This window comes from Pontibacter sp. LHS2 (genome assembly GCF_058932845.1).
On record NZ_JBZYWG010000001.1, the window covers coordinates 802,410 to 825,479 of the forward strand.

Annotated in this window: 21 protein-coding genes; 6 read left to right on the plus strand and 15 right to left on the minus strand. The window is 46.9% G+C overall.

The window, feature by feature from the left end:
• The first annotated feature begins 80 nt into the window (after positions 1-80).
• Positions 81-629, plus strand: a complete 549-nt coding sequence (locus tag AC5FX6_RS03470) for a hypothetical protein (protein ID WP_493595632.1) — start codon at positions 81-83, stop codon at positions 627-629.
• Between the two features lie 148 nt (positions 630-777).
• Here the strand turns inward: AC5FX6_RS03470 and AC5FX6_RS03475 are convergent, their stop codons facing one another.
• From AC5FX6_RS03475 to pckA, 3 genes are all read right to left on the minus strand, one after another.
• The gene (locus tag AC5FX6_RS03475; protein ID WP_493595633.1) at positions 778-1,443 is read right to left on the minus strand and encodes a DUF4159 domain-containing protein; all 666 of its coding nucleotides are present in this window, start codon (positions 1,441-1,443) and stop codon (positions 778-780) included.
• Between the two features lie 20 nt (positions 1,444-1,463).
• Positions 1,464-2,180 carry a 16S rRNA (uracil(1498)-N(3))-methyltransferase gene (locus tag AC5FX6_RS03480; protein WP_493595634.1) on the minus strand — a complete coding sequence of 239 codons (717 nt, stop codon included), beginning with the start codon at positions 2,178-2,180 and terminating at the stop codon, positions 1,464-1,466.
• Positions 2,181-2,317: 137 nt separating this feature from the next.
• Entirely contained in the window at positions 2,318-3,934 is a 1,617-nt protein-coding gene (gene pckA / locus AC5FX6_RS03485) for a phosphoenolpyruvate carboxykinase (ATP) (RefSeq protein ID WP_493595635.1), read from the minus strand.
• Between the two features lie 213 nt (positions 3,935-4,147).
• On the opposite strand from pckA, the gene AC5FX6_RS03490 reads away from it, so the two are divergent.
• Both AC5FX6_RS03490 and AC5FX6_RS03495 read left to right on the plus strand, forming a co-directional pair.
• Positions 4,148-5,734, plus strand: a complete 1,587-nt coding sequence (locus AC5FX6_RS03490; protein ID WP_493595636.1) for a peptide MFS transporter — start codon at positions 4,148-4,150, stop codon at positions 5,732-5,734.
• A 171-nt stretch (positions 5,735-5,905) separates the two neighbouring features.
• Complete coding sequence (locus AC5FX6_RS03495; RefSeq protein ID WP_493595637.1) at positions 5,906-6,502, plus strand: hypothetical protein; 597 nt, start codon at positions 5,906-5,908, stop codon at positions 6,500-6,502.
• A gap of 134 nt (positions 6,503-6,636) precedes the next feature.
• On the opposite strand, the gene groL is transcribed toward AC5FX6_RS03495, so the two are convergent.
• The 12 genes from groL to AC5FX6_RS03555 form a co-directional block, all read right to left on the minus strand.
• Positions 6,637-8,274 carry a chaperonin GroEL gene (gene groL / locus AC5FX6_RS03500; RefSeq protein ID WP_493595638.1) on the minus strand — a complete coding sequence of 546 codons (1,638 nt, stop codon included), beginning with the start codon at positions 8,272-8,274 and terminating at the stop codon, positions 6,637-6,639.
• A 35-nt stretch (positions 8,275-8,309) separates the two neighbouring features.
• Positions 8,310-8,600 (minus strand): co-chaperone GroES, encoded by a 291-nt coding sequence (gene groES / locus AC5FX6_RS03505; protein ID WP_493595639.1) that lies wholly within the window; start codon positions 8,598-8,600, stop codon positions 8,310-8,312.
• 254 nt (positions 8,601-8,854) lie between these two features.
• Positions 8,855-9,241: a preprotein translocase subunit SecG gene (gene secG, locus AC5FX6_RS03510; protein ID WP_493595640.1), complete on the minus strand. Its 387-nt coding sequence runs from the start codon at positions 9,239-9,241 to the stop codon at positions 8,855-8,857.
• A 1-nt stretch (position 9,242) separates the two neighbouring features.
• Positions 9,243-10,616, minus strand: coding sequence for a DUF8458 domain-containing protein (locus tag AC5FX6_RS03515; protein ID WP_493595641.1), 1,374 nt, complete (start codon positions 10,614-10,616; stop codon positions 9,243-9,245).
• Between the two features lie 26 nt (positions 10,617-10,642).
• Positions 10,643-11,167 carry an LPS assembly lipoprotein LptE gene (lptE, locus tag AC5FX6_RS03520; protein ID WP_493595642.1) on the minus strand — a complete coding sequence of 175 codons (525 nt, stop codon included), beginning with the start codon at positions 11,165-11,167 and terminating at the stop codon, positions 10,643-10,645.
• Positions 11,151-12,428 (minus strand): sigma-54 interaction domain-containing protein, encoded by a 1,278-nt coding sequence (locus tag AC5FX6_RS03525; RefSeq protein ID WP_493595643.1) that lies wholly within the window; start codon positions 12,426-12,428, stop codon positions 11,151-11,153. Before AC5FX6_RS03525 ends, lptE begins: the two co-directional genes overlap by 17 nt.
• Before the next feature lie 93 nt (positions 12,429-12,521).
• Entirely contained in the window at positions 12,522-13,961 is a 1,440-nt protein-coding gene (gene miaB / locus AC5FX6_RS03530; RefSeq protein WP_493595644.1) for a tRNA (N6-isopentenyl adenosine(37)-C2)-methylthiotransferase MiaB, read from the minus strand.
• Between the two features lie 91 nt (positions 13,962-14,052).
• Entirely contained in the window at positions 14,053-15,348 is a 1,296-nt protein-coding gene (locus tag AC5FX6_RS03535; RefSeq protein WP_493595645.1) for an anthranilate synthase component I family protein, read from the minus strand.
• A 4-nt stretch (positions 15,349-15,352) separates the two neighbouring features.
• Positions 15,353-16,828, minus strand: a complete 1,476-nt coding sequence (locus tag AC5FX6_RS03540) for a tetratricopeptide repeat protein (protein WP_493595646.1) — start codon at positions 16,826-16,828, stop codon at positions 15,353-15,355.
• Between the two features lie 47 nt (positions 16,829-16,875).
• On the minus strand, positions 16,876-17,607 hold the full coding sequence (locus AC5FX6_RS03545; RefSeq protein ID WP_493595647.1) for a zinc ribbon domain-containing protein: 732 nt from the start codon (positions 17,605-17,607) through the stop codon (positions 16,876-16,878).
• Positions 17,608-17,611: 4 nt separating this feature from the next.
• Positions 17,612-18,721, minus strand: a complete 1,110-nt coding sequence (locus tag AC5FX6_RS03550; protein ID WP_493595648.1) for a Nif3-like dinuclear metal center hexameric protein — start codon at positions 18,719-18,721, stop codon at positions 17,612-17,614.
• Positions 18,722-18,777: 56 nt separating this feature from the next.
• A complete protein-coding gene (locus AC5FX6_RS03555; RefSeq protein WP_493595649.1) occupies positions 18,778-19,236 on the minus strand; it encodes a hypothetical protein in 459 nt (152 codons plus the stop codon).
• Positions 19,237-19,357: 121 nt separating this feature from the next.
• Here AC5FX6_RS03555 and lpxK point away from each other — a divergent pair, with 121 nt between their 5' ends.
• The 3 genes from lpxK to AC5FX6_RS03570 all read left to right on the plus strand — a co-directional run bounded on the left by lpxK (position 19,358) and on the right by AC5FX6_RS03570 (position 22,992).
• Complete coding sequence (lpxK, locus tag AC5FX6_RS03560) at positions 19,358-20,431, plus strand: tetraacyldisaccharide 4'-kinase (protein WP_493595650.1); 1,074 nt, start codon at positions 19,358-19,360, stop codon at positions 20,429-20,431.
• A gap of 66 nt (positions 20,432-20,497) precedes the next feature.
• Positions 20,498-22,372, plus strand: a complete 1,875-nt coding sequence (locus AC5FX6_RS03565) for a putative porin (RefSeq protein ID WP_493595651.1) — start codon at positions 20,498-20,500, stop codon at positions 22,370-22,372.
• A gap of 14 nt (positions 22,373-22,386) precedes the next feature.
• Positions 22,387-22,992: a MiaE family protein gene (locus AC5FX6_RS03570; protein ID WP_493595652.1), complete on the plus strand. Its 606-nt coding sequence runs from the start codon at positions 22,387-22,389 to the stop codon at positions 22,990-22,992.
• Positions 22,993-23,070 lie beyond the last annotated feature (78 nt).

Here is a 23,070-nt window from a genome sequence, read left to right on the forward strand (position 1 = left end):
GCAAGGGAGCAGTATAAATATACAGGAACTATGCAGCTGAAATACATTAATTCTGCTATATTTGATAAGAGACTGAGAGCATGGAAGATTTTAAACTGATCCTATACATTCTGGCCATTGTGGCATACTTCATCTACACGGCCTGGCGCAAAGCCTTTAAAACGCCTGAAGATGACGGACGTCCTTTGGCTCCGCAGGAGCGACCACCTCAGGAACGCCCGACACCACGACCCATACCTACCGCCCAGCCACAGGCCCGACAGCAAAGGCCATCGGCTCCAGCTACATCATTTGAGGATATTCTGCGTGAAATGCAGTCGAAAATGGAAAGGGCTAACGAGCAGAATAGAGCCCCAGTAGAGAAGCCAAAGCCAGTATTAAAGCCTATCACGCAACCTGTTGCTAAGGAACGGGAGCCTATGCGGGCACTCTCCCTGGAAAACCCAGAACAGGCCAGACTCTACAACCAGCAAAGAAAAGAGCGCATTGCTGCAGCAGATGCCCTGTATGAAATCAAAAAGCAGGAGAGAAAGGAAGTCCCGAACATCTATGCCCAGTTGCTGCAAAATCCTCAAACTGTTCGACAAGCCTTTATTCTAACTGAGATCTTCAACAGAAAGCAGTATTAAATCTGCTATACCTTGATCTTATAACAAAAACTAAGGTATCCAGCCTTTGAATTCTGTTAGTTGAATTTTTTATAGTTTGGGTTTGCTTTTGAGAATTGATATCCCAGGTATATAATGCCTTTCAGAAACGTAATCTTATTTTATCTGATTATAGATACTGCGTGAGCGCATAAGCAAGTATATTTGCACCCATTTGAAGTGCTTCCCGTCTTTTGTTTTCAGGATCATTGTGCACCTCGGCATCCTCCCAGCCATTGCCTAAATCTGTTTCATAGCTATAAAAGCAAACTAATCTGCCTTTGTGGATGATGCCAAAGCCTTGAGGCGGCTTGTTGTCATGCTCGTGAATCTTGGGTAAGCCGTTCTTGAAGGTATACTTCTGGCTATAAATCGGGTGGTCAAAAGGCAGTTCCACAAATTCGTATTCCGGAAAAACTTTCTTCATCTCTTTCCGAATGTACTGGTCCAATCCGTAGTTGTCGTCAATGTGCAGAAAACCGCCACTGATCAGGTAGTTCCGAAGGTTTTGCGCTTCGGCATCCGAAAATACCACATTGCCATGCCCTGTCATATGCACGAAAGGATAGCTGAAAAGCTCCGGACTCCCAACTTCGACCACACCTTCTTCAGGTGCGATGTTCATGTTCAGGTTTTGATTGCAGAATCTGATCAGGTTTGGCAATGAAGTTTTATTCGCATACCAGTCTCCGCCGCCGTTATACTTCAGCTTAGCAATTCTGAAGCTATACTTCTGTTGTGCAGCCAGTACGCCACAAAATAAGATCAGACATAAAAACAGGAGGGAGCGCTTCATAGATAAATCTTTAGAATAGATTATAACGGGGAATAGATATCATGTAGTACGTGCAAGGTATGGCAGGCGACTAAAGCGGCCGTTTCAGTACGCAATCTACTCTGTCCTAGTGTAACAGGTTTTATACCTAGTTCATAGGCTGCTGCTATTTCATTTGTAGAAAAATCACCTTCCGGACCGATCAGGATACAATGCTGCCGGTTTACCTTATAATAATCCCGGATCGATTTAGTGGCATCATCTTCCAGATGCGCAATAAAGGTATCTTCCGGGATACAGGTTTTCAGGAACCGCTCATAGGGCATCATCTCGTTTAACAAGGGCAGATAGCCTTTCTGAGACTGTTTCATGGCACTGACAGCAATCTTCTCGATGCGATCAATCCGAAGCTGTTTGCGTTCAGAGTGCTCGCATTCCAGAAAAGTGATCGCACTGACACCGATCTCAACCGCTTTCTCCACGAACCACTCTATCCGGTCAATGTTCTTGGTAGGAGCCACGGCAATGTGCACATAATAGGGGAGTTTGCCATACTCCAGCTGCTTGTCGATCACCTGCAACTGACAGCGTTTTTGATGAGCATCCTGTATAATGGCTGTATACCTGTTGCCGCGTCCGTCTACCAGGTATACCGTGTCTCCCTGATGTAGGCGCAGCACACGGGTGCAGTGCTTCGATTCGTCTTCGGCCAGCGTATATATCTCTGAATTGATGTCGGGGGTGTAGAATAAGTGCACGGTAATAGCGGTTGGTTCACAAAGCCTGATTCAGGTATACGAAAGTAGTCATTTTTGTAACATGGAAACAGACTGTCTTTCATAAAAAAAGCCCTCCCACTTTAGCAGGAAGGCTTTTTTTATTTATTCAGTAGAACTTAGTCTATAGACACTTCTACTTGTGGAGCACCAGCCATGATATCTTCGCTTGCGAAATCAGCATATTTGCTGAAGTTCTTCACAAACTTAGTTGCAAGGTCAGTGGCCTTTGCGTCGTACTCTTCCTTGTTAGACCATGTGTTACGTGGATTCAGGATCTCATCCGGCACATTCGGGCAAGAGTTTGGCATCTCAACACCGAATATTGGATGTTTCGTGAACGATACATTGTCAAGCTCACCGTTGAGGGCAGCCGTGATCATGGCACGGGTATAAGGAAGCTTCATGCGAGAGCCTACACCGTAAGGACCACCTGTCCAGCCGGTGTTTACCAGCCACACATTCACATTGTTTTCGTTCATTTTCTGGCCCAGCATCTCTGCATACTTGGTTGGGTGGAGCGGCAGGAATGCAGCACCAAAGCAGGCTGAGAACGTTGTTTGTGGCTCTGTCACACCAACTTCAGTACCGGCTACCTTCGCAGTATAACCAGAAATGAAGTGATACATCGCCTGGCTCGTGTTCAGCTTGGAGATTGGAGGAAGTACACCAAAAGCATCTGCTGTCAGGAAGAAGATGTTTTTTGGAATGTCAGCTCTGGATGGCTCTATCGCATTGTCGATGTGATGGATAGGATAAGCTGTACGCGTGTTTTCTGTTACAGACTTATTCTCGTAATCAACGGTGCGTGTACCTTCTACAAAGCGAGTGTTTTCCACGATAGCGCCAAATTTAATGGCATCCCAGATCTGTGGTTCTTTTTCGCGGGTCAGGTCAATTACCTTGGCGTAGCAACCACCTTCGAAGTTAAACACGCTGTCTGCTGTCCAGCCATGCTCGTCATCACCGATCAGGCCACGGTTAGGGTCAGCCGATAAAGTAGTTTTACCAGTACCTGACAGGCCGAAGAAGATTGCCGTATCACCGTCATTGCCCACGTTAGCAGAGCAATGCATGGATAACGTGTTTTTCTCTTCTGGCAGGATATAGTTCAGCACGCCGAATATACCTTTCTTCATCTCGCCTGCATAGCCGGTACCACCGATCAGGATGATGTTACGGGTGAAGTTGATGATGGCGAAGTTGGCTTGACGCGTGCCGTCTACTTCCGGATCAGCCTCAAACTCAGGCGCGCAAATGATCGTGAAGGCAGGATTGTGGTCTTTAAGCTCTTCTTTCTCCAGACGCAGGAACATGTTGTTGCAGAAAAGGTTATGCCATGCCTGCGTGTTAACGATGCGTAAGTCAAGACGGTAGTCAGGATGAGCACCGGCATAAGCGTCACGCACGTACAGTCGACGATCCTTCAGGAAGTCGATCATTTTGTCGTAGAGTTTGTCGAACTTTTCGGGATCGAACGCAATGTTAATGTCGCCCCACCATACGGTGTTTTCGGTTTTGGCGTCTTTCACTACAAAGCGGTCTTTCGGAGAACGACCCGTGAATTTGCCTGTGTCACACATCAGGGCGCCAGTGTCAGTGAGTACGCCTTCACCATTTTTAAGGGCCTCTTCCACTAGTTCGGCAGGGGTGAGGTTCCAAAGCACTTCTTTCGCTTCTTTAATGCCCAGGCTCTCAAGACCTACTGTACCTGATTTAATACCAGATTCTTTCATTTGAAAATAAAGGGTTTTAAGTGAACTGTTTGTTTCACAACGGTGATACAAAAATATAAAATATTAGATATTAAAATAAGATTAGTCGCTTTAATTAAAAATGGGGTTGGTCGGTGGCATTCCTCCAAAAAATATTTGTCTGTGTGCGTCCAAACCAATATATTTACCTTCTTTGTATGCTCAACTAAACTAAACAATCAATCTACAAAACCTATGTCTTATAAAGAACATACGCTTACTGACCAGGTAAGTGAGCAAAATGCACCAATTGGCGCAGACCCGACTAGCCCTGAGATGTTCGGGCATCCGAAGGGACTGTTCTATCTTTTCTTCGCCGAACTTTGGGAGCGCTTTAGCTTTTACGGTATGCGCGCCCTCCTGGTGCTATACATGGTAAACAACTTGTTTGAGTCCTTCGCTAATCGCGATGAGATTGCAATTGGTATCTACGCAGCATACGGCGCCTTAGTTTATGCGACTCCTGTAATTGGTGGTATGATTGCCGATAAACTGTTGGGATACCGCAAAGCCATTATGCTGGGTGCCGTATTGATGGCGCTGGGCCACTTTGCCCTAGCCATTGAGCATCCTGTTTTCTTCTACGGTTCTCTTGCCCTTTTGATTGTTGGTAACGGTTTTTTCAAACCAAATATTTCAACACTGGTAGGTACCCTTTACAGAGAGGGTGATACACGTCGCGATGCCGGTTTCACTATTTTCTACATGGGCATCAACATCGGTGCGATGGTGGCTCCGCTTGTATGCGGTTGGTTAGGTATGGAATATGGCTGGCATTACGGTTTCGGCGCTGCCGGTGTAGGTATGTTGCTTGGCCTGGTGATGTTCTGGCAGGGTGGCCGCAGTGGCGTATTCGGTAACAACGGTCTTCCGCCGGAGCCGGCTGTTATCAAGGAGCGTGTTGCTGGTGTCACGAAAGAGGCCTGGGTAACGATCCTGAGCTTCCTGTCGCTTCCTGTGTTTGGCCTGCTGCTGTTCAACGGTACGCTTGATCTGCCAGGTTTTGGTGAGACAGTGTTTGACGGTTCCATCATGCACATCGTGATGAACTACATTTTGCTGCCTGTCATCTCCCTCGTGTTGATCTACAACCTCGTAAAAGTGGATAGCGTAGAGCGTCAGCGTCTCTTTGTAGTGATTCTGCTTACATTCTTTATTACTGTATTCTGGTCATTCTTTGAGCAGGCAGGCTCTTCTCTTACGCTTTTTGCAGAGCGTAACGTGAACCTGACGTTCATGAACGCGGCACAGACTAACTCGATCAACCCATTCTTCATCATCCTGTTTGCTTTGCCATTCTCGGCGATGTGGGTTTTCCTGTCAAAGCGTCGTGTGAACCCATTCACCCCTGTTAAGTTTGCACTAGGTATAGCACAGCTTGGCCTGGGCTTTCTGATCTTTGCCTGGAGTGCTAACTATGCTGATGCAGACGGTCGGGTATCGATCTGGTTCCTAATCCTGGGTTATATGTTCATCACAACAGGTGAGTTGTTCATCTCGCCGGTAGGTCTCTCTAAGGTAACAGAGCTTTCTCCTAAGAAGATTGTAGCCTTCATCATGGGTATCTGGTTCCTGTCATCTTCTTTTGCACACTATATTGCTGGCCTAATAGCTCAACTTACTGCCGTTAGTGGTAGTGAAGGTGAAGCTGCAACGGGCATGGATTCCCTGTTGGTATACACGGGTGTATTTGAACAGATTGGTTATGTAGCCTTTGCTTTTGCTGCATTAGCCCTGTTGCTGACACCGATCATGCGTAAATGGATGCACGGTATCCATTAAGCTGCATATTTTAACATAGCAAAGAGCCCGCACTTTAACAGGTGCGGGCTCTTTGTTTTTATAGTACAATTTGAGATATTGCGGAAATTTTAAAAAACACATCAAATAACCTGATAGATAGCACTTTGATATATTTTTAAGATTTCAACTTTTAGCCATTTTACTATTTTTATGTATCATTCAATTAAGCGCTTCTTTATTGCTGCTGCGCTAGTGCTTTTTACTGCCTCTTGTGAGGTAGAAACTACTGCCACCACGGAAACTGATTCCCCTGTACCTGAGCCTGCCACCACTACCTATGTTATCCAAAAAGGAGCGCACTCAGTTCAGAGCCAGTTTAAATTTGTCGACACTTCATTTATCCGCTTTGAAGCGATATTTGACAGTTCAGCTATCTATACCACGGTGTTGCCAGGCAATCAGGCAGACATCAATAAGCTCTATGGCTTGTCTGATTGTGAGACAGACCACCATACCAACAGTGCGCGTTTCGGTTGGCGCTGGTACAAAGGGCGACTGGAAATACACGCGTATACCTACAATAACAAGAAGCGTAACACAGCCTATATTGCAGCTGTCCAACCAGGTCAGGTGAACCGCTACGAGCTGATGCTAGGAGAGAAGGAATATACCTTCAAAGTAAATGACGCACTGGTGACCTTGCCCCGTTATTGTGCTTCCGCAAGTAGCCACTATCAGCTGTACCCATATTTTGGAGGTGATGAAACGGCTCCACATGATATTACAATCAAGATTAGAGAGCTGTAAGTCAAACTTTTGGCAGGTATAAAATCCATTTATCTGGTCAAGCATAAGGAGGTCAGCCATTCCCCATACCTATAAAAGCACAAAGCCCCGGACCATCAGGCCCGGGGCTTTGTTATTCAGACTATGGGAGTCGATTACATCATGCCGCCCATACCGCCCATGCCACCTGGCATGCCAGCAGGAGCACCACCTTCTTCAGAAGGCTCTTCTGATACTACACACTCTGTAGTAAGCAGCAGACCTGCGATAGAAGCAGCGTTCTCAAGTGCAAGACGCGTTACTTTCGTTGGGTCGATAATACCGGCCGCAAACATGTTCTCGTACTTGTCGTCGCGAGCGTTGTAACCGTAGTCAGCTTTGCCTTCGCGAACAGCCTGTACTACTACAGAACCTTCACCACCAGCGTTTGAAACGATCGTACGAAGCGGAGACTCCAGTGCAGTTTTAATAATGCTTACACCAGTCTGCTCGTCAGCGTTGTATACATCCACGTTGTTCAAGGCATCCAGCGCACGGATCAGGGCAACGCCACCACCAGCTACTATACCTTCTTCAACGGCAGCTCTTGTAGCGTGCAAGGCATCGTCTACACGGTCTTTCTTCTCTTTCATCTCCACTTCAGTAGAAGCACCGATGTAAAGGATGGCAACACCACCAGAAAGCTTAGCCAAACGCTCCTGAAGTTTCTCTTTGTCATAGTCAGATGTAGTTGTCTCCATCTGCGCTTTGATCTGGTTAACACGAGCCACGATATCATCTTTCTGACCAGCACCATTTACAAGTGTTGTGTTGTCTTTATCGATGATAACTTTCTCAGCAGTACCAAGGTACTCCAGTGTTGCGTTCTCCAGCTTGTAACCTCTTTCTTCAGAAATCACAGTACCACCTGTCAGGATAGCAATATCCTCCAGCATCGCTTTTCTTCTGTCACCGAAGCCAGGAGCTTTCACAGCAGCGATCTTCAGAGAGCCACGCAGCTTGTTTACTACCAAAGTAGCAAGAGCTTCGCCGTCTACATCTTCAGAAATGATCACAAGACCTTTACCAGTCTGAACAACCTGCTCCAATACAGGAAGCAGCTCCTTCATCGTAGAAACTTTCTTGTCATAGATCAGGATGAAAGGGTTGTCAAACTCAGCTTCCATCTTCTCGGCGTTGGTTACGAAGTAAGGAGACAGGTAACCGCGGTCAAACTGCATACCTTCAACAGTTTTTACTTCAGTTTCTGTACCTTTTGCTTCCTCTACAGTGATTACACCATCTTTACCAACTTTGTCCATGGCATCTGCGATCATTTTGCCGATCTCAGAGTCATTGTTGGCAGAAATAGTACCTACCTGAGCGATCTCAGAAGAGTTTTCGATCTTTTTAGACTGCGTGCGCAGGTTTTCTACTACAGCGTGAACCGCCTTGTCGATACCGCGCTTCAAGTCCATTGGGTTAGCGCCTGCCGCTACGTTCTTGATACCAGCCGTGTAGATAGCCTGAGCCAATACAGTGGCAGTAGTCGTACCGTCACCAGCCTGGTCAGCAGTTTTAGAAGCTACTTCTTTTACCAGTTGAGCGCCCATGTTCTCGATAGGATCTTTCAGCTCGATTTCTTTCGCTACTGAAACACCATCCTTAGTGATGGTAGGGGCACCGAATTTCTTATCGATGATTACGTTGCGGCCTTTTGGACCCAAGGTAACTTTTACAGCATTAGCCAGTTTGTCTACGCCAGACTTAATCTTGTGGCGAGCGTCAGCATCAAATGTGATGTTCTTAGCCATAGTTATATTGCTTTGGTTTGGTTAATTGGAATAGATTAAAGAATAGCCAGAAGATCTGACTCACGCATGATCAGGTAGTCGTTACCGTCGATTGAGATTTCGGTACCTGCATACTTGCCATACAACACTTGGTCGCCAACGGCTACCTGCGGCTTCATCAGAGCGCCTTGCTCAGATACTTTGCCTTCGCCTACAGCTACGATTTCGCCGCGCTGTGGCTTTTCTTTAGCAGTGTCCGGAATGATGATACCAGACTTAGTTTTTTCTTCTGCTGCAGCAGGAGCTACAATTACTCTGTCTGCTAATGGTTTAATGCTGATTGACATAGTTTGTTATGTTTTTAGTTTTTGTGGTTAATGATTTAACGTTGAAACCATACAGTCCCTATCATTTCCTGTGCCAAGGCTGTTTTTCTGCCAATTTGAGCCATTTTTACTGTTTTGGTCAGGCTCGTGACTGACAGTTTTGGCAGACTGTGACAGGTAATCTTGTTTTGTCAGTATAAAGTGACAGACAGAGTAGGCTGTAAATGAAAAAAGCCAGCGGTAAAGCTGGCTTTTAACTATGTTGGTGTTGTTGATTAATCGTTGTTGGCAGTGTCTACCATCGCAGGAATGTCAGCCGCGTCAGGAATTGACATGTCTTCTTCTCCTTCAGCGCCTGGCAGAGCGGGAACAGCTGGAGTACCCATCTGGCGGGCACGCTCTTCATTTACGCTACGGATTGTTGTATCAGTACTGGTATCGATCATCATGTGTGTACCAAGTGTCAATACTACTAATGCGATAGCAAATCCCCAAGTCAGTTTTTCAAGTAAATCGCCTGTGCGCTTTACGCCCATCAACTGGCTGGCACCACCGCCACCAAACTGGCTTGAAAGTCCGCCTCCCTTAGGATTTTGAGCTAGTACGACTAATATAAGAAGTACGCAAATGAAAAGAATGATACTGATTAGGGCGATATACATATTATGTTATGTTTTGTAATTTCTCGATCTGTTCGGCAAAGTAAGACTTTTTTTCCGGATATTTCAAAATAAGCTGTTCATAAATTTTAACAGCCTTCTTGGGTTTTCCTTGATTAATAAAGATGTTAGCCAGGCTTTCAGAAGCCATACCTTTCTTTATTTTAGAGCTCTTGAGCGATAAATCCTCCTGTGGCTCAGGCTTTAGCTTGAGGTTGGCCATCGTCTTTAGTCTCGGATTGAGCTTGAGAAACTGGTCAATAATGTCAAGTTGCTTGCTCAGCACATGTGTGGCAGGTTGAATCGCTTTTTCGAGTTCGTGTGTTTTGCTATACTCTAAAATGAGCTCCGGGTGGAAACTTTGAGGCCGTACCCGGGTGTAGTCATCCTTCAGCTGTAATACTTCCCCCATACGACTGGAGCCCATCCAATAACCCAATGCATCCTCGGCATAAAGGCGATCTATCTCATCAAAGGAGTAATTGATCTCTGCATCTTCCGGGCTTGCTGGGGCTGACTCTTCTGCTTCTTCAGCAAATAATTTATTATCTGATTCCGGTGCTTCAACTAGCGTAGATACTTCAGCGAAATTTACCGACTGGTCCAATGCCGCCTGCTGATCAGGTATAGCCTCAGCCTCAGCCTCTGATATATTCAGCTGATCTTCTTCAAAAACATCCTGCTCGATTTGCGGTGCTTCTTCAAGGTCATGCAGCGCCTCAGCCGTTTCAGAAAGGTGCGTGTGTTCCGTCTGTTGCGCTGTTTCCTCGAAGCTCTCTTCCTCTTCACGCGGACTCAGCAAGTCGGTGGAAGAGGAGCTGATGCTGTTAAAGGTAAATAGCAAAGCCAGCTCTGAATCGATTTCAGTATCAGGGGTTTCTGTTGCTGGTTCAGTTAATTCATCAGCTGGATATGGGCTTTCCTCTATTGCCGCAGGACTGTACACTTCATCCAGTGACTCCTCAGTAAGTGTAGCCTCCGTTTCAGGTATAGCTTCTGTCACTTCGCTATCCTCTGTTATGGATGGCTCTGCCTCAATGACGGGTGCTGCTTCATCAAAAGGCTCTGTAATTACCTGTACCGTTTCAGTTTCCTCTACTGCAGCACTTTCTTCCGCTTCTTCTACATAGGCAGGTTCGAGCACCGGAGAGGTATAGATGATGCGCTTCAGCAACTGGCGGTCCGTGGCATAGGCTGATGCCCGACGCAAACGCTGCGTAGAAAGCATGCTACCTCGATCATAAGCTGACTTTGCCAGCAGCAAATGGGCCGTCTGGCAATAAGGGAAGGTAGCCGCCACCTGCTCCAGCTCATTTTGCTGCTGGTCAGAAATGTCGGATACCTGCTTGATCAGTTTAAGAAAGGCAGATTTGTTCATGTAACGGTAATGAGACTATGTAATGACTACCAGTTGGCAACCGTCTTGTTAAATACATCGGCTACAAGTCGGTCAGTCATGCGGTCAATGGCTGCCGGCGGAATATTGGTAATATCTACGGTCGGAGGGAATTCCTCTGTGATCGTGAACTGCTGATCAAAATCCTGTTCCGGGTCCTTAGTGTTTGTAAAGCGAATCTGGATGCCCAGGGTAAGTCGGTTCAACGTAGCCTGGTCAATGTTTCCTTCGCGCACCACAGCGTTTGGCGTAAGTGTAAAAGTAATGATCTGTCCTTCTAATTGCAAATCGCCGTCACGCTGCAAAACAGTTAAATTTGTGTTTCGCTGGTAATAGTTTCGGAAACCGTTGGTAACCACCTGGGTTAGGTTGGAGGGACCTTCACCGGCGCTGTTTTCCATGTTCTGTATAGAAATGGTCTTGATGTCAGGCGAGATGGAAGTACCCGTGAAAGAGTATACCCCGCAAGCGTTGCAGCACAAAGCTACCAGCACTGTCAGGCAAAGGACAAGGCTCTTAGTTCTCGATATCATATTGTTTCAGTTTGCGGTAAAGCGTTCTTTCAGAAATTCCCAGATCGTTGGCTGCGTATTTACGTTTGTTATTATGCTTTTTGAGCGCTTTCAGGATCATTTCCTTCTCCATCGACTCCAGCGAAAGGCCTTCTTCTTCAGTCTCGTGTGAGATGTCTTCCACTCTATCATCGTACTCTTCCTCATGACGAGACTGCTGCACTGGTAAGTAATAAGGCTCAGATTGCTCTGTGTTCTTATAAGGGCGCACATGATGACCAACCTGCTCTATGTTTTCAAAAAGGTGACTATGCTCTTTTAGCAGTTCGTTGTCGGCTGGCTGTTGCGTCATCAGCTCAAATACCAGTTTTTTGAGCTCTGAGACATCGCGTCGCATATCAAAAAGCACTTTGTAAAGCAGGTCACGCTCTGAGAAAGACTGATCTGCGCCTGGTTCCTTTGCCAAAAGCGCCGGTACCTGGCTACCACCTTTTTCGCGGGGCAGGTAGTGGCGAAGTTTGTTGGCGTCCAATTCCCGGTCGTACTCCAGCACCGATATCTGCTCCACAATATTCTTTAATTGACGGATGTTACCCGGGAAACGGAAGCTCAGTAATTCTTCTACCGCTTCAGGCGTTAGTGTGATGGGTTTTACACGGTAGCGCTCTGCATAATCAGAAGCAAACTTTCTGAATAGCAAGTAGATATCCTCGCCGCGTTCACGCAAAGATGGAACCGTGATCGGAACCGTGTTCAGGCGATAGTACAAGTCTTCACGGAAACGACCCTTCTCTACGGCATTGATCAGATTCACGTTGGTAGCTGCTACTACACGCACATCGGTCTTCTGTACTTTAGAAGAACCCACTTTGATGAACTCACCATTTTCCAGTACACGCAGCAAACGGGCCTGCGTACCCAATGGCATTTCCCCGATTTCATCCAGGAAGATCGTGCCGCCATCTGTTACCTCAAAATAACCTTTCCGTGTATCCGTGGCGCCAGTAAAAGAGCCTTTCTCGTGGCCGAACAGTTCTGAGTCAATAGTACCTTCAGGTATAGCACCGCAGTTGATGGCAATAAACTGTCCATGCTTGCGCGGACTTAACTGGTGGATGATCTTAGAGAATGACTCCTTGCCACTACCACTTTCACCTGTGATCAGCACGGTCATATCAGTAGGGGCCACCTGTGCCGCCACCTGTATGGCATGGTTTAGCAAAGGGGAATTGCCTATGATGCCAAAGCGCTGTTTAATACTCTGTATATCGATATTGCGCATGTTCTTAATGTGCTAATGGTTAATGTGCCGATGTGATAATTGCCAACTGTGCCAAGGGAATATGGCGCACTGTCAAACTAAAAGATCAGCAAATTAATCTACTGCTTCACCGAAGAGCGTACCAACGGAGCAGTCGTTCACGAATACGTTCACGTAGTCGCCTTTCTTGTAATGCTTCTTATCAAAGATCACCACCTTGTTCTGGTCATTGCGTCCGCTCAGTTGCTGGTCAGACTTCTTTGAAAAACCTTCCACTAGTACTTTGTGAACACGGCCTATATCGCGCTTATTACGGTTGAGGGAACATTCACGCTGCTTTTCGATGATTTCTGCCAAACGACGCTTCTTCACCTCCAGTGGAATGTCATCTTCCAGCTTGCGGGCTGCCAGCGTACCTGGGCGCTCAGAGTAGAAGAACATGTAAGAATAGTCGTACTGTACATAGTCCATCAACGAAAGCGTATCCTGGTGCTCTTCCTCGGTTTCAGTGCAGAAACCTGCGATCATGTCGGAAGAGATACCGCAATCTTCGCCCAGGATAGTGCGAATTGCATCCACTCGGTTCAGGTACCAGGAACGGTCGTACGTACGGTTCATCAGTTCCAGTACACGCGAATTACCGCTCTGAGCGGGCAGGTGTATGTATTTGCAGATGTTGTCGTACTTCTTCATGGTGTACAACACCTCATCTGTAATGTCCTTCGGGTGGGAGGTAGAGAAGCGAACACGCAGCGCAGGGCTGAGCTTAGCCACCATCTCTAGTAGTTGGGCAAAGTTGACACTCTCGGAACCATCCTCTGACGCCCATTTATAGGAGTCCACGTTCTGACCGAGCAGTGTTACTTCTTTGTAGCCCTGTGCTACCAGCGCCTCGGCTTCACGCACAATGGAATGTGCGTCACGGGAGCGTTCGCGACCGCGGGTGAATGGTACCACGCAGAAAGAGCACATGTTGTCACAACCGCGCATGATGGAGATAAAAGCGCTTACCCCGTTGCTGTTCAGGCGAATTGGATTAATGTCGGCATAGGTTTCTTCACGGGAAAGCAGCACGTTGACAGCTTTTTGGCCGCCATCCACTTCGTTGATCAGATTAGGCAGGTCACGGTAAGCGTCAGGTCCAACTACCAGATCCACGATCTTTTCTTCCTCCAGCAATGATTTCTTCAGACGCTCAGCCATACAGCCGAGTACGCCGATCACCATGGAAGGCTTTTTCTTTTTGAAATAATTGATCTGACCTAATCGATTGCGCACTGTTGTCTCCGCTTTCTCACGGATAGAGCAGGTATTCAGGAAGACAACGTCAGCATGTTCGATCTGTGCCGTAGTATCAAAGCCCTGCTCGAACATAATAGACGACACGATCTCGCTGTCTGAGAAGTTCATCTGACAGCCGTAGCTCTCGATGTACAGTTTGCGGGACTTGCCTGTATTAGTCTCAGCCGTCACTTTGGTATCGCAGGAAGCGGCAGCTGTTGCCTGTTCAGGAGTGCGGTTATCTATAAAATCTAAATCAATGATTGGATCCATGCTTCAAAAAATCTCTTAGGAGGTGCAAATATACTATAATCCGCTGTAAAACGTGACAGAATGGCAGAGGATTTCTTTAAATCTAATGTGCTTACTCGAGCCCCAGGGCTTTCCGTATACCTTGTGCTTTGAGCAGACACTCTTCATACTCCTGCTCAGGTATAGAGTCATAGGTGATGGCACTGCCTACCATAAACGATAAATATCCAGTCGCTGCATTGTATTGCAAGCTTCGGATCACCACATTGAAATCAAAGTCTTGGTTAGGCTTTACATAGCCGAAAGCACCCGAGTAAAGCCCACGCTTAGTCACTTCCAATTCTTCTATCAGCTCCATGGCCCGAATTTTAGGCGCGCCCGTCATGCTACCCATCGGGAAAGCACCTCTCAATGCATCGTCCATACCGCATTCCGGTCGCAATTCGCCAGTTATAGTCGATATCATTTGTGAAACCTGCCGAAAACCGTAAATGCCGAACAATTCTTCAACGTGAATGGTGCCCGTAGCACATGAGCGACGCAAGTCGTTTCGTACCAAGTCCACAATCATCATATTTTCGGCGAGTTCTTTCTCGTCGTGCCGCAATTGCTGCTGCAACTGACGGTCCTCTTCAGAAGACGCCCCCCGTCTGATAGTGCCTTTAATAGGCTGGGAGATCAATTTTCGGCCTTCTTTCTTAAGGAAGCGCTCCGGTGAGGCGCACAGCAGGTATAGGTCACCATATTTTACAAAACCTGAGAATGGAGTAGGAGATAGGGTGTTGAGCTGCAGGTATAACGGCAGTGGAGACAACTTTACTTGCTCAGCGAAAAACTCCATACAGTAATTCAGCTCGTATACTTCCCCATCCCGGATATAATCCCGCACCCGCTCCACATTCCGGATGTAGTCCTCTTTTTGTACACGCTGTTGCAGTTGTATCGGAGCTGTTTTAAATTCTTCAGGTATAGGTGTTAAGTGAATTTCTTGTAAGCTGTTCCCAATATTATCGTCTTTGCTATAAATACTTATGCTTGATTTATGAAAGTATAGGTATAGCTCAGGCTCAAAGAAAAAGATGTCTGGGAATCCAATCGCATCCTTATTCTGACTTACTAATTTCTCAATTTGGTTTTTAAGGTCATAGCCCAGATAGCCACACCACATTGGCCGCTCGACAGTCAGCTTCTGTTGCATTTCACCGAGGGCGTTTTCCTGCACCCACTTGACCGGCTGTCCGGCAGAAACCGCAATTAATTCATCAAAACCATGGTATGGGTACGGGATGCCATTGGAGGTATAACTGGCCACTAAATTGAATCGCTGTGCCCAGGCAAGGACCTTCTTCCTAAAGACGTCGAGTGTTTCAGGTATATCAGATATGAGTATGGTCTGGGTATAAGCCATGATATTATAGCTTTTTAAGTGATTGGAGCGCTAATTTGGCTTTTCCGTCAATACTATTTTTGTAATCATGCCCTTTATATGCCAAGGCACGGTTGTACCATGCTCTGGCCTGCTCGGGTTGCTGCTCTTCCTCGTAAATATAACCTAACTGAAGCGCAGCATAAGGAGCAAAGTAAAGCGTGGTGTTTCGGCTTGCTTCGATCGCCTGTTCATAATACTGCTTCGCTTGCGGCAATTTGTCCAGGCCGTGGTAGATACGGGCTTTGCGGTAGTGATACTCCGCTCGATCGGTGGGCGGTGTGTCTTTTCTTAAAGGCATTTGGTTGATTATGCCAAGGGCTTCCTGGTAGTAACCTCCGTCAGATTGAAGTCGTGCCAGCATGAGGTAGCGGTTTGGTTTAAGCTGTTCATTCGCAAATCTGGCGGCATAAGCATCTTCTTCCATCTCGCTGCGCCCTTGCGCTGAGATTTGGGTCAGATGTTTCTCTGCCTGTTGTGTCTGTCCGCTTAGCCAGTTTGCCAGGTATAGCTTGAAGTGAGCTGCTTTCAGATAATGCTCCCCTTTGTGCTGAGCCAAAAACAGCTTGTTTGATTTGATAGAGCTGTTAAAATTACCCTTATACAGGTAAAGGTCTGCCGCCATATGGTGCAGGTAGGGGAATGACAGGTATCCTGGCTGGTGTGGTCTTCGCAGGTATACCTGCAAAGCGGCATCGCTCTGCTTGGTCTTTTTAAGTATGTGCATGGCTACAAAACTGAACACCAGGTTGTCAGGTGCTTGCCTGATGAGATGTAGCACTGCTTCGGCAGCTTTTTCATCGGCCTCCGGATCAACAAGGTGCTGCAGCAGGACTTGCAGGAGTTGCGCCTCTTCCCTGAAAGGGTTTTCTTTCGATGCAGCCGCGTTCAGATTGGCCATACCTGTTTGGATGCTTCCCTGTATCCCGATGATATTAAGCAGTACACGGTAAGAATCGGGCACAGAGCCGATCAAAACCTGGAGGGCACCAAGTGTCTTGCGGTTTGGCAAAAAATTAGGGTATTGCCGGGCGTTGATAGTGTACTGCACATAAGCCTGACGCAAATCCCAGGCTGCACCAAGTTTGTTGCCCTGCAGTAATTTGCTCAGAGCGATCTGCAACCGGACCTCGGCCAGGGCATAACCTACCCAAACGGATCTCTCTTTCAAGCCACTGAGTTGCTGCAGTCTTTTTTCCTGGCGTGACAGTATACCTGGGTATACCTCCGGATTTTGTTGAATGGCCCAGGAGAGAAAATCCTGCTGGTTGGCAATCAGTATAGCGGCGGCATTATCAGGGTTGTGCAACAGCTCCTGCTGCACAAGTTGTCGGCCTTCCGGTATCCGCAAACTGATCGTAGCCTCATAAGCCTGGCGTACCGTGTGACTGTACACGGAAGCCGCCTGAGCGTTATAAGAAAAGAGCAGGGATAGCAAAAAAAAAGGATGGTCAAATGCCATCCTTTTTAAATATGTATGCAAGCGCATAACGCTCAACATGTTTTCATTTAGTATACGCGCTGCTCTACACCGGCCATTACTCGGCCACAGTGCTCGCACACGATCACTTTTTTCTGGGCTGCAATGTCAGCCTGGCGCTGAGGAGGCACCGTGTTAAAGCAACCGCCACAGGCATCACGCTTCACCAATACTACTGCCAGGCCGTTGCGCACATTCTTACGGATGCGGGTATAGGCGCTGAGCAGACGGTCTTCGATCTGCTGTGCAGCATTTTCACGATCCTTCTCCAGGTTCTTTTCCTCTTCTTCGCTTTCAGCTACGATTTGGTCAAGCTCGTGTTTTTTGTTGTCAAGGTCTTTGCGACGCTCTTCCAGACGGTTTTTCGTGCCTTCGATCTCGTTGATCTTCTGCTCGATCTGGTAGTGAGCTTCTTTGATTTTCTTCTCAGCGATCTGGATCTCCAGTTTCTGAAGTTCGATCTCCTTGGTGATGGCGTCGTACTCGCGGTTGTTGCGTACGTTTGTCTGCTGGTCTTCGTACTTGCGAATCAGTCCTTCGGCGTCTTTGATAGACTGCTTGCGCTGGGCAATGCTGTCGTTCAGGGCGGCCACTTCATCGTCAAACTTACGAACCCTTACTTCATAGCCCTCAATTTCGTCTTCCAGGTCCTGAACCTCTTCTGGGAGGTCGCCTCTTACACGTCTAATTTCATCAAGCTGTGAATCGATACTCTGAAGCTTTAGCAGTGCTTCTAATTTGCTGGCTACCGTACTTTCCATGTAGTTAATAGGTGTATCTGATAGGGTTTGTGTTTACTTCCGATAAATAGACTGCAAAATTAGCAAAGTTTTTGGAAATTGTATCATAAAAAATTTCCTTCGTAAATACCTCACTTTCATAGTGCCCGATGTCGGCGATAAGCAGACGGCCTTCCGCATCAAAGAATTCATGGTATTTCACGTCGGCCGTAACATAGGCATCTGCCCCCTGGCGCAGCGCATCTTTGATCAGGAAACTACCCGATCCGCCACAGACTGCTACCCGCTTGATCTTTCTGTCATTAACAGGGGTATAGCGCACCCCTGGCAATTGCATGTGCTTCTTGAGGTATTCCAGGAATTCCTGCTCTGACATGGACGTTTCCAGTTCTCCAATCATCCCTATGCCTACTTCCTGATTGCTGTTTTCCAACAGATTCAGAAAATGTGCCACCTCCTCGTAAGGATGCGCCTCCAGCAGAGCCTGCATAATGCGCTGCTGCTTAAAAGCCGGAAAGATCACTTCCACCCGGTTTTCCTGTACCTGCTCTGGCTTTCCGGACTCGCCTATGGTTGGGTCTGCCTGCTCAGAAGGGAGAAAACGTCCTGTGCCCTGTACCTGAAAGCTGCAATCGCTGTACTCCCCGATCTGGCCAGCACCGGCTTTATGGATGGCAGCCAATACCTCGTCTGTATTTTCAACAGGCACAAAAAAGGCCAGCTGCATTAAAGTATGCGGTTTTGAAGAGAGCATACGGGTGTTTTGCAGCTTCAGCTTCTCCGCTATTTTAGCATTCACACCATTGTGCACGCTGTCCAGGTTGGTGTGACAGGCATAGATGGCAATGTTGTTTTGAATAGCCTTGATGATAGTGCGCTCCACGTAACTGCGACCTGTCAGGCTTTTGAGTCCTTTAAAGATAACAGGATGATGCGCCACAATAAGATTGCATCCTCTGGCAACTGCCTCTTCCACTACTGCTTCGGTGCAGTCCAGTGTGAGCAGTACGCCTTTTACTTCATCACCTGCACTGCCTGTCTGCAAGCCGGAGTTGTCATAGCTTTCCTGATAGGGGATAGGAGCATATTGTTCAAGTACTTTTATAATATCGCCAATAGTGCATTTCTCTTTCATAGTTGGGGTCTGATTTGAAAACCCAAAATTACTAATATCAGAACAGCCCTGAAAGTTTACAGCACCTGTAATTGCAGATAACCGGTGTCAGGCTGGCGCTTCAGTTCTTTACCATTAAAGTAAAATGCGGAGTAGGTATAGTCGGTGTAGCACTTGCCCCGGTTTACAGTATAGGCTATATCCAACGTGTCGGTGTTGAGGCTGTTAAGGCGCAGCAGCATGCGCACTCTCGACTTAGTATACAAGACAGGGTATGTTTCGAATATGAGGTTGTTGACAGTTTCATCTGTGCCGGTAAACAAATAGTTAAAAGGCTCCCCATCAAGTATCAGTTGAATCGAGTCTGGGTGCAGGGCAGCATCCGGTTTTGTGAATGGGCTTGTGCCTGAGGCATCCACCAGGTAAAACGAAACGGGAGCTGGCGGATCGGAACGCATGGTGGCACAAGGGGTACAAGCCACTGAGCTAAGCAGCAGAAAAATTGAAATACAGTTGATTGTAAGCTTTGTTTTCATGTGAAGAGGATGAGGTCGGGTATAGTCAATACTAAATATAGTGTATTCAAGGTATACAAATCAAGTACAGGCGCAGCCTTTACTCATATTTCTCTACCTTTGTAAGGTATAGCTGCCTTCTATGACTGTATTGCGTTATTTGTTATGGCCTTTTTCTGTCCTTTACGGTGGCATTCTGCTGCTGCGGAATCTGCTGTATGACAAAGGCTGGCTGTCATCCAGGCGGTTTGATCTGCCGGTTATCTCAGTGGGCAACCTGACAGTAGGAGGTACCGGCAAAACGCCACATGTTGAATACCTGTTGCGACTAATATCGGACAAACAGACGGCTGTGCTCAGCAGAGGCTATCGGCGCAAGAGCAAAGGATTTGTGTTAGCTGACAATCAGGCTACTGCTGAGACACTCGGAGACGAACCCTACCAGTACCATCGTGATTTTCCTGACGTACAGGTGGCAGTATGTGAAAGCAGACCAGCAGGTATAGCGCAGCTCCTGCAACTTCCTCAACCTCCAGAGGTGCTTGTATTGGACGACGCGATGCAACACCGGCCAGTTAATCCGTCTCTTAACCTGATGCTGACCGATTATGGTCGTCCATTCTACAAAGACCATGTCTTACCAACCGGTTTGCTGCGTGAGCCCCGCCAAGGCGCCCGACGCGCAGATGTTATTATTGTCAGCAAGTGTCCCGCTGATCTCACTGTGAAAGACCAGGAAGATATAAGCAAACAAGTACGCAGGTATAGTCGGCTCGAAACACCTTTATTTTTTAGTTCTTTCCGTTATGGTAATCCCGTAGGTATAGGCAAAGCGAAGCAACGAACGAATCGTGTCGTGTTACTGACAGGTATAGCCAATGCTAAACCGCTGCTAGCCTATTTAGAGCAGCAAGCGATGGAGGTAGTTCTGCATCTGGAATATCCGGATCACTATAGCTATACCTTACAAGACCTTGAAAAATTGAAAGCCATTATAGAACATGAACATGGTAAAGGTCTGAGCATCATAACAACTCGAAAGGATGCCGTGAAATTAGCTGATGGCGAGTTGGCAACCCTGACTAGTCAGCTACCGATATTTTATATACCCATTGAAGTCTTTTTTCTGCAGCAGGGTGAAGTATTTGATGCACTGATAAGACGGCACATTCGTAATTTTAAGCCGGAAAGCTCGTTGGCAGGAGACAATATTTAAACTAAAACACCTGATACTTGATGCTAACACGTATACGGGTTGCACGAAAATCACTAATTTTGGCTTGTGAAAAGTAAGCTCTTCGTAGTAATATGGTTCCTGGTGGGTCTGGCAGGTGTCGCGCAGGCACAGTCTCAGATCATTGATGACACAACAAAAGTGCTCTTCAGCCCGCGTACAACGCTTCAGTTGTATGAAAATGATGTGCTGGAGGGGCGATACATCCTGCAGCGTATCGATACCAGCATCAATAATATGCATAATGAGCGCTACTGGTACCATGACACAGCGTATTTTCAGCATCTGGGTAATGTGGGCACAGCCTCCAAGCCAATTCTATTCCGAGTGCAGAATAAAATTGGGGCACGGCTGGGCAAGAACGTATTTGATCGTTACGCCTATGATCCGCATCGCATTAATTACTACGATACCCGATCTCCGTATTCGCATATCTTTTACATCCAGGGCCAAAGAGGAGAGCAGGTGTTTGAAGCGACGCATGCCCGGAACATCACACCGCGCTGGAATGCCGGTGTAGCTTATCAGATCATTTCTGGAAACAGGCAAATAGGTGTCTCTAATCTGCGTCGTGATGGTTACTTAAGTAGTCAGGCGGTAAAAGTCTTTACCCATTACCACTCAGAAAACGAAAAGTATAATCTCTTTGCCAACTATACACACCTCAATCACGAGCAGATTGAATTTGGGGGTATAGCACCTGGCGTAGCAAACCGTTTTCTTTTCCAACAGGCGCTCACCAACTTAAACCAGGCATCAACGCGCGAGTTGCGGAGCAACTATCACCTGATGCAGATCTATAAGTTGGCAGGAGAAGACCTGAAGCTCTTCCACAGTTTTGACTGGGGCCGACAGCGCGATATTTTCCAGGATGATGCTATACCTCCTCTCGTTAATGGTGAGCGATTTTATCCGGAAGTGCTATATCCATCTCTCAACCGAACGGATGATCGCACTGCCTACCGCGAAATGGAAAATGTGGCTGGTGTAACAGGCAATAACAGACTGTCCTTTTATAAAGCATACGCCAAACTGCGTAATTCCAAACTTGACTACAGAGTGCTAAGTACAGCAGAGCAAGATAGCACTGAGTTTTATACGGAAAGTACTGAGAGGCTGAACCAGTTGTTTGTTGGCGGTGAATTACGACTTATGTATGGCCAGGCGCTGCTTTCGTTTGACGGAGAGTTCCAGATGACAAACGATTACAAAGTGGGAGCTACAGCTAAATTAGGTCCACTACAGGGGCGTGTCAGCCGTGTGCTGCGTTCGCCATCGTTGATAGAGCAGCGCATCATTAGCAATCACTTCGATTGGAATAACAACTTCAATAATTCAGTAACTGATCGCCTGGAGGCAACTTTTGCTAGTAAACTCGGAGAGCGACAGTTTGTGCGACTGACGGGGCACTTCAACCACATCAAGCGTCATATTTACTTTGACCTGAATGCAAAACCAGCTCAGTATGCTGACAACCAGCAAGTTTTCGGGGCCGAGCTTCAGCATCACATACGTTTCGGTAAAATTCATTTCGAAAACTTCATAGCCTATACCAATACCAATGAAGCACCTGTAATTCGTATTCCCGAGTGGCTGTTTGACTCTAAACTATACTTTGAGGGTGCCATTTTCAGGAGAGCGCTGGTTGGTCAGTTCGGTGTTCAGGTATATTCTCCTACTGCGTACATGGCTGATGCCTACATGCCTGTCACACAGCAATTCCATCTGCAAAACATATTTACGATACAGCCTTATCCGATAACGGATGTGTTCATTACAGCGGATATCAAAAGCCTAAACGTGTTTTTGAAAATGTCTAACATCGCTTCCAGTCTCACAGCACCAGGATATTTTACCACGCCCTACTATCCAGGTATGCAGACGAGCTTTGTTTTCGGCATTAAATGGATGTTCTTCGACTAACTCATTTTCCTCGTATGTCTTCCCAGTTTACCAAAACCATACTGCGCCTTCAACTCCCATCAGATCCTCGTTGGGTTAACATTGCCGAGAAAAATATTGAGGAGATACTGGTAGACCATGCTTACTGCGAACAGAAAGCAGCTACCTCGGGTATATCGCTCATTGTGAAGTATCCGGACAAAACCCGCCTAGTCGAGGAAATGACAGATCTGGTGGCCGAAGAGTGGAGCCACTTTGAACGTGTGCTGGCAGAGCTTAAGAAGCGTGGTTGGGGACTTGGACGTAACCGGCCAGACGAATACGTGGTGGAATTGACCAAGCACATCCGCAAAGGAGGCTTGCGTGAAAGACAGCTGATGGACCACTTGTTGGTGAATGCTTTGATTGAAGCCCGCAGTTGTGAACGCTTTAAATTACTCTGGAAGAACATACAGGACGAGGACCTGCAGAAATTTTACTACGAATTGATGGTTTCTGAAGCGGGGCACTATGTCAGTTTTGTAAAGCTTGCTAAAGAGTACATGCCAGCAGATGTAGTTGACGCTCGTCTGAAAGAATTACTCGATATTGAAGCCGAGATAATTCGAAACCTGGAACCCCGCCCTGACAGGATGCACTAAGATGCGCTAACATCACTTTTAAGGATGTTTAACCTCCGATTAATACTTGTTTGCTTTATTAATTTAAATTAAATATAA

What these genes read in the sequence shown, in the direction of transcription:
- pckA (WP_493595635.1), bottom strand. Translation starts at nt 3,934, where the DNA reads ATGAAAGAATCTGGTATTAAATCAGGTACAGTAGGTCTTGAGAGCCTG.
- lpxK (WP_493595650.1), top strand. Translation starts at nt 19,358, where the DNA reads ATGACTGTATTGCGTTATTTGTTATGGCCTTTTTCTGTCCTTTACGGT.
- AC5FX6_RS03550 (WP_493595648.1), bottom strand. Translation starts at nt 18,721, where the DNA reads ATGAAAGAGAAATGCACTATTGGCGATATTATAAAAGTACTTGAACAA.
- lptE (WP_493595642.1), bottom strand. Translation starts at nt 11,167, where the DNA reads ATGATATCGAGAACTAAGAGCCTTGTCCTTTGCCTGACAGTGCTGGTA.
- AC5FX6_RS03525 (WP_493595643.1), bottom strand. Translation starts at nt 12,428, where the DNA reads ATGCGCAATATCGATATACAGAGTATTAAACAGCGCTTTGGCATCATA.
- AC5FX6_RS03470 (WP_493595632.1), top strand. Translation starts at nt 81, where the DNA reads ATGGAAGATTTTAAACTGATCCTATACATTCTGGCCATTGTGGCATAC.
- AC5FX6_RS03540 (WP_493595646.1), bottom strand. Translation starts at nt 16,828, where the DNA reads ATGGCATTTGACCATCCTTTTTTTTTGCTATCCCTGCTCTTTTCTTAT.
- groES (WP_493595639.1), bottom strand. Translation starts at nt 8,600, where the DNA reads ATGTCAATCAGCATTAAACCATTAGCAGACAGAGTAATTGTAGCTCCT.
- AC5FX6_RS03535 (WP_493595645.1), bottom strand. Translation starts at nt 15,348, where the DNA reads ATGGCTTATACCCAGACCATACTCATATCTGATATACCTGAAACACTC.
- miaB (WP_493595644.1), bottom strand. Translation starts at nt 13,961, where the DNA reads ATGGATCCAATCATTGATTTAGATTTTATAGATAACCGCACTCCTGAA.
- secG (WP_493595640.1), bottom strand. Translation starts at nt 9,241, where the DNA reads ATGTATATCGCCCTAATCAGTATCATTCTTTTCATTTGCGTACTTCTT.
- AC5FX6_RS03570 (WP_493595652.1), top strand. Translation starts at nt 22,387, where the DNA reads ATGTCTTCCCAGTTTACCAAAACCATACTGCGCCTTCAACTCCCATCA.
- AC5FX6_RS03495 (WP_493595637.1), top strand. Translation starts at nt 5,906, where the DNA reads ATGTATCATTCAATTAAGCGCTTCTTTATTGCTGCTGCGCTAGTGCTT.
- AC5FX6_RS03555 (WP_493595649.1), bottom strand. Translation starts at nt 19,236, where the DNA reads ATGAAAACAAAGCTTACAATCAACTGTATTTCAATTTTTCTGCTGCTT.
- AC5FX6_RS03490 (WP_493595636.1), top strand. Translation starts at nt 4,148, where the DNA reads ATGTCTTATAAAGAACATACGCTTACTGACCAGGTAAGTGAGCAAAAT.
- AC5FX6_RS03475 (WP_493595633.1), bottom strand. Translation starts at nt 1,443, where the DNA reads ATGAAGCGCTCCCTCCTGTTTTTATGTCTGATCTTATTTTGTGGCGTA.
- AC5FX6_RS03515 (WP_493595641.1), bottom strand. Translation starts at nt 10,616, where the DNA reads ATGAACAAATCTGCCTTTCTTAAACTGATCAAGCAGGTATCCGACATT.
- groL (WP_493595638.1), bottom strand. Translation starts at nt 8,274, where the DNA reads ATGGCTAAGAACATCACATTTGATGCTGACGCTCGCCACAAGATTAAG.
- AC5FX6_RS03545 (WP_493595647.1), bottom strand. Translation starts at nt 17,607, where the DNA reads ATGGAAAGTACGGTAGCCAGCAAATTAGAAGCACTGCTAAAGCTTCAG.